At 30.7% G+C, this 14,008-nt stretch carries 10 protein-coding genes; 4 read left to right on the top strand and 6 right to left on the bottom strand.

What is annotated here, in order from left to right:
* Nucleotides 1–38: 38 nt before the first annotated feature.
* The gene (gene dinB, locus ACKTTC_RS04175; protein WP_408038544.1) at nucleotides 39–1,124 is read left to right on the top strand and encodes a DNA polymerase IV; all 1,086 of its coding nucleotides are present in this window, start codon (nucleotides 39–41) and stop codon (nucleotides 1,122–1,124) included.
* Here dinB and ACKTTC_RS04180 read toward each other — a convergent pair.
* The 6 genes from ACKTTC_RS04180 to ACKTTC_RS04205 all read right to left on the bottom strand — a co-directional run bounded on the left by ACKTTC_RS04180 (nucleotide 1,121) and on the right by ACKTTC_RS04205 (nucleotide 7,859).
* Nucleotides 1,121–3,061 (bottom strand): tetratricopeptide repeat protein, encoded by a 1,941-nt coding sequence (locus tag ACKTTC_RS04180; protein WP_408038545.1) that lies wholly within the window; start codon nucleotides 3,059–3,061, stop codon nucleotides 1,121–1,123. The two genes, dinB and ACKTTC_RS04180, sit on opposite strands and share 4 nt — an antisense overlap.
* A 1-nt stretch (nucleotide 3,062) precedes the next feature.
* A complete protein-coding gene (locus ACKTTC_RS04185; RefSeq protein WP_408038546.1) occupies nucleotides 3,063–3,806 on the bottom strand; it encodes a LytR/AlgR family response regulator transcription factor in 744 nt (247 codons plus the stop codon).
* Between the two features lie 173 nt (nucleotides 3,807–3,979).
* Nucleotides 3,980–4,762: an enoyl-CoA hydratase/isomerase family protein gene (locus ACKTTC_RS04190; protein ID WP_408038547.1), complete on the bottom strand. Its 783-nt coding sequence runs from the start codon at nucleotides 4,760–4,762 to the stop codon at nucleotides 3,980–3,982.
* Between the two features lie 3 nt (nucleotides 4,763–4,765).
* Nucleotides 4,766–6,181: a sensor histidine kinase gene (locus tag ACKTTC_RS04195; protein WP_408038548.1), complete on the bottom strand. Its 1,416-nt coding sequence runs from the start codon at nucleotides 6,179–6,181 to the stop codon at nucleotides 4,766–4,768.
* 50 nt (nucleotides 6,182–6,231) lie between these two features.
* A complete protein-coding gene (locus ACKTTC_RS04200) occupies nucleotides 6,232–6,705 on the bottom strand; it encodes a hypothetical protein (RefSeq protein WP_408038549.1) in 474 nt (157 codons plus the stop codon).
* Nucleotides 6,706–6,722: 17 nt separating this feature from the next.
* Nucleotides 6,723–7,859 carry a DNA polymerase III subunit gene (locus ACKTTC_RS04205; RefSeq protein WP_408038550.1) on the bottom strand — a complete coding sequence of 379 codons (1,137 nt, stop codon included), beginning with the start codon at nucleotides 7,857–7,859 and terminating at the stop codon, nucleotides 6,723–6,725.
* A 125-nt stretch (nucleotides 7,860–7,984) separates the two neighbouring features.
* Here ACKTTC_RS04205 and ACKTTC_RS04210 point away from each other — a divergent pair, with 125 nt between their 5' ends.
* The 3 genes from ACKTTC_RS04210 to ACKTTC_RS04220 all read left to right on the top strand — a co-directional run bounded on the left by ACKTTC_RS04210 (nucleotide 7,985) and on the right by ACKTTC_RS04220 (nucleotide 13,893).
* Nucleotides 7,985–8,230 (top strand): FeoA family protein, encoded by a 246-nt coding sequence (locus tag ACKTTC_RS04210; protein WP_408038551.1) that lies wholly within the window; start codon nucleotides 7,985–7,987, stop codon nucleotides 8,228–8,230.
* Nucleotides 8,217–10,310, top strand: a complete 2,094-nt coding sequence (gene feoB, locus ACKTTC_RS04215; protein ID WP_408038552.1) for a ferrous iron transport protein B — start codon at nucleotides 8,217–8,219, stop codon at nucleotides 10,308–10,310. The genes ACKTTC_RS04210 and feoB overlap by 14 nt, the downstream gene beginning before the upstream one ends.
* 205 nt (nucleotides 10,311–10,515) lie before the next feature.
* Entirely contained in the window at nucleotides 10,516–13,893 is a 3,378-nt protein-coding gene (locus ACKTTC_RS04220) for a hypothetical protein (RefSeq protein WP_408038553.1), read from the top strand.
* The last annotated feature ends 115 nt before the right edge of the window (nucleotides 13,894–14,008 follow it).

Genomic DNA, 14,008 nt, shown 5'->3' on the forward strand with positions numbered 1-14,008 from the left:
AAAGAGGCTCTTTCGAGAGCTTTTTTTAATTTTATAAAATGGAGGAGCTAGAACCACCTTTTCGTAAAATTATCCATGTAGATATGGATGCTTTTTATGCATCTGTAGAGCAATTGGATAATCCTGAATTAAAAGGAAAGCCTGTTGCTGTAGGAGGAAGCAGTGTACGAGGCGTGGTTTCTGCTGCTAGTTATGAAGCAAGAAAATATGGAGTTAGATCTGCAATGAGTGGAGTATTGGCCAGAAAAAAATGTCCATCATTACTCTTTGTAAAACCTAGATTTGCACGTTATAAAGAGATTTCATTACAAATACGAAAGATTTTTTATGAATATACAGACCTGGTAGAGCCTCTTTCTTTAGATGAAGCATATTTAGATGTTACGGAGAATAAGAAAGGAAATCCATCGGCAAGTTTAATTGCTCAAGAAATACGAGAACGTATTTGGGAAGAGTTAGGACTAAGGGCTTCTGCTGGTATTTCTATAAATAAGTTTTTAGCAAAAGTTGCTTCAGATATTAATAAACCAAATGGACAAAAAACAATTCACCCAGAAGAAGTAGTTCCTTTTCTAGAAGAATTATCTGTAGGTAAATTTTATGGTGTTGGAAAAGTAACTGCAGCTAAAATGTACAATCTAGGTATTTTTACAGGTTTAGATTTAAAGCAAAAAACATTAGAAGAACTGACTAGACTTTTTGGAAAATCGGGTGGTTTCTACTACAATATAGTACGAGGAATTCATCATAGTAAAGTCAAGCCAGACAGAGTTAGAAAATCAATTGCTGCTGAGCGTACATTTAATGAAAACTTATCTTCAGAAATTTATATGTTAGACAAGCTAGAACATATTGCTGAAGAATTGGAGAAAAGGATGAAGCATTCGAAAGCTAAAGGCAAAACGGTGACATTAAAAATAAAGTATAGCGATTTTACACAGCAAACTCGTAGTAAAACAGTTCATAAATACGTTCAGCGAAAAGAAGAGTTTTTTCCAATTATAAAAGAATTGTTATTACAAGACACCTTGAAAAATTCTGTAAGATTATTGGGGATTTCTTTAAGTAATTTGAATACTGAGAAAAAAGATCCTGTTTGGATTCAGTTAGAGTTTGATTTTTAAACCAGCGAGAAAATAATAGAAACCTTTGTTCCTGCTGATGTTCCATCTTCATTTTTTAAATCGTAATATTTTAAAGAAGATTCGTTATCGTAATCTTCAGAAAATGTTTTTAATCTTTCCTTGGTTAAATCGATACCAATAGACTTCCTTTTCAATGATTTTCGTTTCTTTATTTCTCCAGCAGCGCCTCTACCAATTCCATTATCAATAATATTTACTTCTACCAAATTACCTTCAATTTTATTGGCGGTTAATGTAATTTGCTTTTCACCTTCTTTAGAAGATAGTCCATGCCAAATAGCATTTTCTAGGAAAGGTTGTAAAATTAAAGGGGGTACTTTAATGGTGTCTGAATTTAAATCAGGGTTAATTTCTACTTTATAATTTATCTCATTAGAAAAACGGATATTTTCTATACTCATGTATAAATCCATAGTCGCTAATTCCTCTTTTAAACTCACTTCTTTTACTTTAGAAACATCTAAGATGTTACGAATAAGCTTAGAGAATTTATTTAAGTAGTAAACAGCTTGCCTTTGTTCGTTATTAATAATATATAACTTAATAGAGTTTAAAGCATTAAAAATGAAATGAGGATTCATTTGTGTTTGTAAAGCTTGTTGCTCTAAGAGTAATATTTTACGATCGTTATTTAAAAGTCGTTGACGATAAATAGAGTACAAAGCAATACTCAATAACGCGATAGTAATTAATGTAATGATTAGAATATTTCTATTTCTAAAAAACTTTAATGTTTCAATTTTCGATTGACTTTCGAGGTAATTTATTTCATTGATTTTTGATTGTAAATCGTGTTTAGAAATTAAATTATTAACGTATGCTATGGTTTGTTGTCCTAAAGTATTTTTTTCTAAAGCGACAGCTTTCTTGTAAAAATCAATTGCTTTAGTGTGATCACCAAGTTCTTCATGAAGTTCAGATAAATAGAAATAACTACTTATTAAACTCTTTTTAAAACCATATTTTTTAGAAACTTCTAAAGCTTCTTTGAGTGTTGTTTCAGCCTTTTTGAATTGTTTGTTTTTTATTTGAGCTAATCCCAAATTAGCTAATGTTCTGGCATAATAGTATTTGTTCTCAAATTTAGATGCTATAGGAAAAATTTCTTCCATAATTTGCAATGCTTTAGGATGCTGAAGTGTTTTTGTATACACGCTTCCTAAGCTGTTATAGCAAATAATTTTTCCTAATTCAGAATTTATTTCTTTGTTTAGTTGAAGTGATTTGTTGTAGTTTTCTATAGCGTCATCGTAAAACAATAAGTTCTCTTGCGCAAAACCTATATTTTGATAGTTAATGGCAAGGCCTCTTTTGTTCTTTAATTCCTTTTGTATTTGTATCGCTTTTTCGAATTTTTCAAGAGCTAAATCGTATTGGTGTAATGTCATGTAAATATTACCAATACTGTTTTCAGAAATACTAATGCTTTTTTTGTTCTCTATTGTAGGGTTTTTAATCTTGTTAGCTAGGGATAATGCAGATTGATGGTAGTTTAAAGCGTTTCTCACATCATCTTGTCTTCTATAGCAAACTCCTAAGAGATTTAATGTTATAATTCTAATATCTATATCGCCAATAGATTTGGCTAGTTTTAAAGCCTCTTTGTGATACTCGGTAGCTTTTTTATAGTTAGATTTTCTTCTGTAAATTCTACCAAGACTATTAGCTGCATAAATTTGACCAATAGTATACTTGTTTTTTAAGCTTTTATCGTATAACTTCTGATAGTCTTGCTCTGTAAGAGATTTGTTATTTCTACCATTATTGTAAAAAAGAGAATCTAATTCAAAATAATTGCTTGTTTTTTCTTTTACTATTTTTTCAATAAGAACGTCGTTCCCGTTTACTTTTCCATTCTGCGAGAAAGCAACAACAAAAGAAAAAAGTAAAAAATAAAGGAGGACTTTTGGGTTCATATTAAAACTTGTCAAGAAATTCAGATTTTTTTTGTCGAGAGACAGGTACTTTATGGTTCAATTCTAACACAACATATCCATCTGTTTTGTAGTATTCTTTTACCTTGTTTAAATTGATGATATAAGAATTGTGAATTCTGAAGAATTGGCTTTCAGGAAGTAGACTGTTTACCTCTTTTAGTTTTTTAGTTACTACAATCTTTTTTCCTTCATTTGTATGTATAGAACTATAATTACCATCAGATTCTACACAAACAATTTCTTGAGGTTTTAAGAAAATTAATTTACCATCTGCATTAATGATAATTTTTTTCTCTTCTAAACGCTGATTAAAATTAAATAGAATTTTTTCAAACTTTTCATCAGTATCTACATCAGCTATTCTTCTGGTAAACTTCGTTATCTTTTTTAAAGACTGTTCTAAATCATCGGTATCAACAGGTTTTAATAAATAATCTATAGCTTCTTTTTTAAGTGCTTCTATTGCATACTCGTTATAAGCAGTAGTAATTACAATTGCAAAATCTTTTCTAGATAGTTTTTCAATAAATTGAAAACCATCCATAGTAGGCATTTCTATATCTAAGAACAAACAATCAATTTTGTTGTTCTTAATAAAGTCAAGCGCTTTTTCTGGATTAGAAAAAGTATCCAGAATTACAACTTCATCATTAAAATTAGAGAGTTCCCAAGACAAGCTTTTGATGGCTTTATCTTCGTCGTCAACAATTATGGCCTTAAGCATAGATTACAAGATATATGTGTTTGTCGCAATTTATACAAAAAAAACGACCATTCATACAGTTTTCTTGTTTTTTTAATACTTTTTATCAAGAATTAACAGGAAATTGTTGCTAATTTAATTTAAAGTATAAAAAAAGACTTACATTTTTAGTAAGTCTTTATAAATTTTATCATTTACTTATTTGGAAAATCAGGCTTTCGTTTTTCTAAAAAAGCGGTAGTTCCTTCTTTAAAATCTTCGGTTCCGAAGCATTCTCCAAAAGCATTAATTTCTGTTTGATATCCGTTTTCTCCATCTGTAAAACATGCATTGATAGCTTTAATAGCTTTGCTAATTGCTACAGAAGAATTTTTCATGATTTTTCCAGCTAATTTTTCTCCTAAAGGAAGTAATTCTTCTTGAGAAACTACATAGTTTACTAAACCATAGCTTTTAGCTTCTTCTGCACCAATCATTCCGGCAGTCATAATAAGTTCCATTGCTTTTCCTTTTCCTATAAGTAATGGTAATCTTTGTGTACCACCATACCCAGGAATTACTCCTAAAGATGTTTCTGGTAATCCCATTCTAGCATTATCTGAAGCAATTCTAAAATGACAAGACATTGCCAATTCTAAACCTCCTCCTAAGGCAAAACCATTTACTAATGCTATTACTGGAGTTGATAAATTTTCTACATAATCGAATAACAATTCTTGTCCTTTAGCAGCTAAACGTCCTCCTTCTTCTTCAGAAAAGTGAGCAAATTCTGAAATATCTGCACCTGCAACAAATGCTTTTTCTCCGCTACCAGTTAATAAAATAACTTTTACATTCTCATCACTTTCTAAAGCTTTAAAAGCTTCATGAAGCTCTGCAATCGTATTTTTATTAAGAGCATTTAATTTTTTAGGTCTATTAATAGTAATCGTTGCTAAACTATTGTTTTGTTCAACAAGTATGTTTTCAAAGTTCATGAGTTAAGTTTTTGGTAAAGTTACAGTAAAAACAGTTCCAATTCCATAGGATGATGAAAAAGTTATAGTACCATTATAGGCCTCTATAATATTTTTAATCATAGGTAATCCCAGCCCCATTCCACTTGTTTTTGTGGTGAATTTAGGTTCGAAAATTAATCGTTTATTTTCTTCGGAAATTCCCTTTCCATTGTCTGAAACAGTTATTACAATATTTTTAACTTCATCAGTAGCAACTTTTACTTCTATTTTAGGGTTTTCTTCCCCTTCTTTCATGGCTTGTTTTGCATTCTTCACTAGATTGGTAATAATCCTAATAAGTTGTGTTTTGTCTAAATGTGCATACAGTTCTTTTTCTTGAGGGAAATAATGAATGTAATCTTCATTAAAAATATCTAAAGCGTGTTTTACAACTGCTACTACGTCTAAATTCTCTTTACGTTGCGTAGGCATTTTTGCAAAATCTGAAAAAGCAGAAGCAATAGAACTCATAACATCTATTTGCTGTATGAGTGTTTCACTATATTCAGCAACTTTTCCTTTAATATTTACGTCTGTAGGATCAAACTTTCTAAGGAAACTTTGCACTGTTAATCGCATTGGAGTTAACGGATTCTTAATTTCATGGGCAACTTGTTTTGCCATTTCTCGCCAAGCCTGTTCACGTTCGCTTTGGGCTAGTTTTACAGCACTATCTTCTAACTGATCGATCATGTTGTTATAAGATTCTACAAGTGAGTTGATTTCAGCACTTGCGGCACTAAGCGTAATTTTTTCGTTACGTTTATTTAATCGCGTTTCTTTAATTTTTTCAGAAATAGTTTGAATAGATCGAGTAATATAACTTGATAGGAAATATGCCAAGGCAATAGCAGCAATAAACATAAGGATATATACCACTGTTAGTCGAGACATAAACTCTCGTAGTTCTTCTTTTTGTTCTTCGTTATCTTGAGCTATTTTTAATTCTAAAATTCCAATTCTTTTGAAACGAGGGTCGTTAATATAAGTATAAGAAGAAAGGTAAGATATTCCTTTTTCTTCTCTAGTTTTTAAAATTCTATGGTTTGAATTATTGGCAAGTTCATTTACAATTTCTTGTGATAAAGGAGTTTCTTCTACTTTTTCAAAATCATATGGAATGGAAGATTTTAAAAGGTTACCATTCATATCGTACATAGAAATAGTAAGCTTATGCACAGCAGCTATTTCGTAAATACGATCCTGAAATATTTTAGAGAGGTTTTGCGTAGATACTGGATAGGTAGTTTTTTTCTTCAGTTCGATTTCAATATTATATCGAGTAGCGTTTTCTTTTCTACCAAATCGTAAGATATTATAGTCTTTAGTTTGCTCACCATACTGATAATAGGTAACTGTAACAATTAGTATTGAAGCCATTAATACTAATAATATCATGGATAAAAATATCCGTATACGTAAAGAAATATTGTCTAGTTTCAGCAATTTTAATGTAGTTTTTTAGATTTCATAAATAACGTGTCATCAGACTCACCATCGTCATCCCAATCATAAATTACAGTTCCTTCAAATCCTTCTTTAGTAGGTTTAATTAAATACCAAGCTTCTACTTGTTTTCCTAAATAAGGATAATCTATGTATAAACTATCACCTTTTGTTTTCCAGTTTCCTGTTGTTTCTCCAACTTTAGAGCTATCAGGTTGTTTAAACCAAGCAGAAAAGGTACCATCTGCATTGTATTTAGATTGTGCTCTACCAGACGTTGGACTACTAAAATCGTCTTCAAAAACAAAAGCACTATCAGCTTTTTTATAAGTTGGATAGTCAATTTTAATGTAAGAGGTTTCCCACGAACCAACCATATAATCTTGTAATGATTTTTTTTGAGTCTTTTTTTCTGATTTACACGCAGCAAAAATTAGTCCAAACGAAACTAATATTGAAAATAATCGAATGTTCATTTTAAAATATTTTATAGTTATTCTTTGGTATGTAGTAACCTAGTAAGTTTAATAGATAAATCTAATAAAATAATTTTTGCATTACCATTTCTTTCAATATGATATTGTGCATCATTCAATTCTTTTTCAATGGTAAGAATATTTCCACTGTGAATAAAAGGAGCAAATTTTTCTAATTTAAAGTTTGCTGTTTGCGGTATTAAGTAGACTAAGTCTGGAGTACCATAATTTAGTAACAAAGCTTGTCTGAAGAATTGTAAACAATATTGAATAAATTGTTTCTGAGTTTCTCTACCCGATTTTGCAATAGCATCACTCCATTGAATTAAATCTTGAATAACAGCAGCGTTCCCTTTGGCTTTAAATGCACTACGAATCCAAGTAATAAACCATTCTTCATAAATACTATCATTAGAATCGTTATGTAATAAATGTAATGCTTTATTATAATTTCCTTCAGATTGTTGAGCAATACGAAAAGCGTCATTGGAAGACACTTGCTCTTTTTCTACTAATGTATTTGCAATGTCATTTTCACTTAAAGAAGGAAAATGCAATGCTTGACAACGAGATTTAATCGTATTAATAATTTGTCCTTCATCTTCAGTAACTAACAAGAAGATTGTTTTAGAAGGAGGTTCTTCTATAAGCTTTAGTAATTTATTAGAAGCTGCAATATTCATTTTTTCAGCCATCCATATAATCATTACTTTAAAACCACCTTCGTATGATTTTAAGGATAGTTTTTTTACAATATCTTCAGCTTCATCTACACCAATTTGTCCTTGTTTGTTTTCTACGCCAATACTTTTTAGCCAGTCGTATAAACCACTATAAGGCGTTTTAAAAATAAAATCGCGCCATTCGTCTAAAAACAAGTTACTTACAGGGTGTTTTTTAACGGAATCGTTAGTGGTTACAGGAAATGCAAAATGTAAATCGGGATGTTGTAGTTTGTTACATTTTATAGAACATGCTTCTGTATCATCAGAAAAATTGCACAATAAAAATTGCGCGTAAGCAATTGCCATAGGAAGTGTTCCAGAACCTTCTTTTCCAATAAATAATTGTGCATGTGGAATTCTACCATTTTCAGCAGAAGCTAACAGGTGTTTTTTTATGTGTTCCTGACCTATAATCTCGTCAAATGTCATGGGGCAAATATACCACTTCTGCAAAGAGGAAAAAACCATCTCTTTAGAACGGTTCTAATTTAGTATATTTGCATTTCACTACAATTCCCGCCATCGCGGGAATAATTGTATTAAATAAATCATTTTTGAGTACCATAGCATCTTTAAAAATAGGGGAAACGGGAGTTATTTCTGATGAAAATCAACATGCAATTCCATTAAAATTATTAGAAATGGGTTGTTTACCTGGAGCAGAAGTAGAATTGATTCAAATTGCACCTATGAAAGATCCTATGTACATCTGTGTAAATGGAAGTCATATTGCTATCCGTAAAGAAACAGCATTAAAAATTAAACTTACGAATTTAGATTGTATAGATGGGGAAAGATAGGATTCAGGTTTCATTAGTTGGGAATCCCAATACTGGAAAAACATCGTTATTTAATAAACTTACAGGATTAAACCAGAAAGTAGGAAATTATCCTGGTATTACAGTAGATAAAAAACAAGGAACTTGTAGTTTATCTGCTAGTCAAGAAGCAATTATTACGGATTTACCTGGAACTTATAGTATCAATCCAACCTCGGTAGATGAAAGTATTGTTGTACAGGTTTTAAAAGATGCTTCGCACAAACATTATCCAGATGTAATTTTAGTAGTTACAGATGTAGATAATTTAAAGAGAAACTTATTACTTTTTACACAAATTCAAGATGTAGGAATTCCAACTGTATTAGCCATTAACATGGCAGATCAAATGGAGAAAAAAGGAATTGCTATTGATCTAGAAAAACTTGAAAAAGATTTACAAACGAAAGTTGTATTAGTTTCAGCAAAGAGAAACCAAGGAATAAAAGAATTAAAATCAGCATTAGCAAATTATAAAGAGTTAGCATCAGTTTCAAACTTTTCAGAAGTAGCCACAAAAATAGATGGTGCTTATTTTGATAGTTTGCAAGCTGTAAATCCTGAAAAACCTTTATACCATTTGTGGTTAGAAGTAACGCAGCAAACACTTCTAAATAATGAAGAAGATTTATCAGGTTTTTTAGATGATGTTTCTAAGCTAAAAAAATACCAGCATAAAGAAACAATTTATAGATATCAAAAAATTAATCGAGTTTTAAAAGAGTCTTATGTAATAGATAAAACTAAAGCAAAAGACCTAAGAACTAGGTTAGATAAAATATTTACACATCGAATTTTTGGATATGTAATTTTCTTTGGAATCTTATTAGTCATTTTCCAATCAATTTTCGATTGGGCTACTGTTCCAATGGATTTTATAGATGGTTTGTTTGGAAATATTTCTGAATCGTTAAAGACTTCTATGCCAGAAGGGATGTTTACAGATTTACTAACCGATGGAATTATTCCCGGCATAGGAGGTGTTGTAATTTTTATTCCGCAAATAGTTATTTTATTCACACTAATTGCAGTATTGGAAGAGTCTGGATACATGAGTAGGGTAGTGTTTTTAATGGATAAAGTAATGCGACGTTTTGGAATGAGTGGAAAGAGTGTTATTCCATTAATTTCTGGAACTGCATGTGCAATTCCTGCGGTTATGGCAACTAGAACAATTACCAGTTGGAAAGAACGATTGATAACCATTTTAGTAACACCTTTTACTACCTGCTCTGCACGTTTACCAGTATATGCTATTTTAATCGCTATTATTATTCCGAGTAAAAAAATCTTTGGATTTTTAAATTTACAAGGACTTACTTTACTGGGATTATATATACTTGGATTTTCTGCCGCATTAATTGCCGCACTAATTTTACATAAAACATTAAAAATTAAAAGCAAGTCGTTTTTTGTTATCGAAATGCCAGATTATAAAATGCCTTCTCTTAAGAATGTGCTATTAACGGTACTAGAAAAGACAAAAAGCTTTGTGTTAGAGGCAGGTAAGATTATTTTAGCAATTTCTATTGTATTGTGGTTTTTAGCAACACATGGTCCAGCTTCATTTAATAATGTAGAAGAACAAGTAACTGCAGAAGCAAGCGCTAAAGAATTAAGTTCAGAAGAGTTAGAACAAAAAATAGCTTCTGTAAAGTTAGAAAAATCATATATTGGAATTGCAGGAAAAACTATTGAACCAGTAGTAAAACCATTAGGGTACGACTGGAAAATAGGAATTGGTTTAATTGCATCTTTTGCAGCTAGAGAAGTTTTTGTAGGAACATTGGCAACAATTTATAGTATTGAAGGTGTAGAAGATGAAAAAACAATTAAAGAACGAATGGAGGCAGAGGTACGCCCAGATACAGGAAATAAGCGATTTAACTTTGCTACAGGAATGTCTTTGTTAGTATTTTATGCTTTTGCAATGCAATGTATGGCAACACTAGCTGTTGTAAAAAGAGAAACAAAAAGCTGGAAATGGCCACTTATTCAGTTAATAGGAATGGGAGCTATTGCTTATATATCAGCATTTATAGTATATCAGTTTTTAAAATAATGATTCAGCAAATTATTACATATACAATCGTTGTATTCGCAGTAGTTTTTTTACTGAGGAAGTTTGTGTTTCCTTCTAAAAAGAAAACAGGATGCGATACAAATTGTGGTTGTAGTTAGGTTACATAAACATATTTACAATTAGTAATTTAGAACTACTTTGTAAATAATGAACTATTTTTGACCTTACTACGTTTAATAAAGGTATGATTAAAAAATTATTCTTTTGCTTTTTTTTAATAAGCCTTGTTGGTTTCGGACAAAAGAAACTAAAAGAATATAGAACCAAAAAGATTACGGTTAAACGAGATACGATTCAGATAGATTCTGTAAGTATCAACCCAACATTTTTTAAAGTCCGTTCGCTAGATGGAAAAGAGTTGTCTACCGAAAAATACGCTGTTGATTTTCCAAAGTCGCAAATCATTTTTAATAATGTAGGCTATCCTGAAGTCATTTTAGAATACTTACGTTTTCCTGATTTTCTTACCAAAGAATATTCACCTTTAGACGATCATTTAATTGTGCCGAATTCTAATGGTACAGATAAATTATATAGCTTAACAACAAATAAGAAAAAGTCAGGTTATAAGTTTTTTGATGGCTTAAAAACACAAGGTTTTATTACGCGGGGAATTACCTCTGGAAATAATCAGAATGCGGTAACAAATGCTTCTCTAGATTTAACAATTGAAGGAAAACTAGCCAGAGATGTTTTTATACGAGCGAATATTTTCGATACAAATTTTCCATTACAACAAAATGGATATTCTCAAAGTATTACCGATTTCAATAGGATTTTTATAGAACTATACAATAAGAATTGGAGTGTAAAAGGAGGAGATGTGCCGTTAGAAAATAAAGACAGTTACTTTTTAAATTTTGAAAAACAAGTTTCTGGTTTGCAAGTAAAAGCAAATATTAACGATAAGTTAAATGTTGCAGCTTCTGGAGCAGTTGTAAGAGGACGTTTTTCAGTATATAACTTTATCGGAGCTGAAGGGAATCAAGGACCCTATAAAATCTTTGGACCAAACAATGAATCTGCAATTGTAATTGTTGCTGGTAGCGATGCTGTTTTTGTTAATGGAAAACGTTTAGAACGAGGAGAAAATAAAGATTATATTATTGACTATAACTTAGCAGAAATACGTTTTAATACTACGTACCCTATTACTAATGACATGCGTATTCGTGTAGAATTTCAGTTTTCAGATAGAAATTATACACGTTTTATAACGTATGAAAAAGCACAATATAAAAGTGAAAATTTTTCAATCTCGGGATACTTTTATAATGAAAGCGATGCTAAAAGTCAGCCAATACAACAAAGTTTAAGCAACGATCAAAAGCAAATTTTGGCCAATGCAGGAAACGATGTTTCTCTAATGATTGCTCCAAGTGCTTTTGTAGATGTATTTTCTCCGAATAGAATTCAATATCGTAAAATTATTGTTGGAGGTATAGAAACGTTTGAGTTCTCTACAGATGAAACAGAAGAATTATATACTGTTACTTTTTCTAATGTAGGAACTAATAATGGTAGTTATATTGTAGATAGTGCTGTTGCTACTGGAACAATTTATAGATATGTAGGACCTAATTTAGGAAATTTTGAGCCTGCTATTCGTTTAATTGCGCCTACGAGTTTGCAAGTAGCTGTGGTAAATACAAACTTCTCTCCTTCTGCCAAAACAAATATTAATGCCGAGCTTGCTTATAGCGATAGCGATCAAAATTTATTTTCTTCTATAGACGATGGTAAGAATAAGCAAATAGCTACAAAAATTAACTGGAAACAACAGTTATTACAAGCACGTGCATGGAAGCTTTCTAGCAATGTAGATTATGAGTTTGTACAAGAGAATTTTAGAACTGTACAGCGTTTTAGAACTGTAGAATTTAATAGGGATTGGAATCTTAGAAATATTACAGGAAATCAACATCAATTAGCAACTGCTTTTCGATTAGAAAAAGCAAAAGAGAATTTTGTTTCTTATCGTTTCAATCACCTAACATTTTCAGATAATTTTAATGGAAATAAGCATGAAATTATAGCGAATTTTCAAAACAAAAAAACAAGATTTGGAGTTCAAGGAAATATCTTAAATAATACGTCAAACTTAGAAAAAGATGCGTTTTTCAGATTAAACTCTACACTAGAACACAGCTTTAAAAAATCGTGGTTGGGTGGTGTACTTCGTTTTGAAACGAATGAAATAAAAAATAAGGCTACCAATACGTTCAATAATTTAAGTCACCAATACCAAGAGTATGAAGGTTTTTATGGCGTAGGAGATTCTACCAAAGTATTTGCAAAATTGGGATTGAATTATAGAAGAAACGATAGTATTAGAAATAATGCTTTTGCAGAAATAAACAACCGAAATACGTTGTATTTAGATAGTAGGATTGTACAAAATGATAAAGTGACCCTATCGTTATATGCAAACTATCGATTTACAGATAATAAGTTTACTGAAAACGAACAATCGTTGAATTCTAGATTGCGATATAATCATCGTTTCTTTAAGAACTTTCTTACCATAGGAACTGTATATGAAACATCTTCGGGGAATGTGGCTCGACAAGATTTTGTGTATGTACAAACAGAGCCTGGGCAAGGTTTTTATACTTGGATAGATTATAATAACGATGGTATTCAGCAGTTTGAAGAGTTTGAAATTGCACAATTCCAAGATCAGGCATCATACTTAAGAGTTCCGCTTCCAAACGTACGATTTATACCAACACAAAAGGTATCTTGGAAACAATCGGTAACATTAAATCCATCGCAATGGAAAACTAAAAAAGGATTTCAAAAGTTCGTATCTCGTTTCTATAACCAAACGTATTTTTTAATAGATAATGAGCAACAACGAATTGGCGATAGTTTTAATTTTAATCCTTTCCAATTAGACGAAAGTCAGCTAGTTGGTTTGCAATTTAACCTTCGAAATAGTTTTTATTTTCATAGAAATTTGCAAAACTATAGTTGGGTGTATACCTACGGATTATCGAGAAACAAGCAACAGTTTTTAATAGGAAATCAAGAGAATAATTCTTTTGTTCATCAATTAGAATTTGCGCATAAATTGTCTAAGTTTTGGTTGTTTGAAGTAACTTCAGCAGTTTCAGAAAATGAATTGAACACCGAAAATTTAGTCAATAGAAATTACAAATTAAAAAATGCAGAGGTAAATCCTAAACTTACCTTTTTATATAATAAAGACCATCGACTTTCTGCATTTTATCAATTTACAAGGAAAGAAAATGTATTAGTTGGAGCAGAAAAATTGCGACAACAAAAAATAGGATTGGAGTATTATTATTTGAATAAGAAGCAAAATCAAATAGCGGCAAATTTTAATATGTTTTTAAATAATTTTGATGGAAATGCCAATTCTCCAGTAGGGTATCAAATGTTAGAAGGACTTCAAGTAGGACGAAATTTTACATGGGACGTATTGTTTAATCAAAAGCTGAATTCATTTTTAAATTTAAGTCTAAATTATTTTGGTAGAAAAAGTGAAGGTTCTAGAACAATTCACACAGGAACTGTACAATTGAAAGCTATTTTTTAGATAAATGATGTATTTTTGTTAGTGAGCTGAAAAACGGTTTTTTTAGAAAAAAATATACCGTTTTATAAGTTCGGAATGATATTAGATAGGGTATATAAAAACAAAGTAATAATTA

Origin of the sequence: Tenacibaculum amylolyticum, from assembly GCF_964511145.1 — a bacterium.
Lineage (GTDB): Bacteria > Bacteroidota > Bacteroidia > Flavobacteriales > Flavobacteriaceae > Polaribacter > Polaribacter amylolyticum.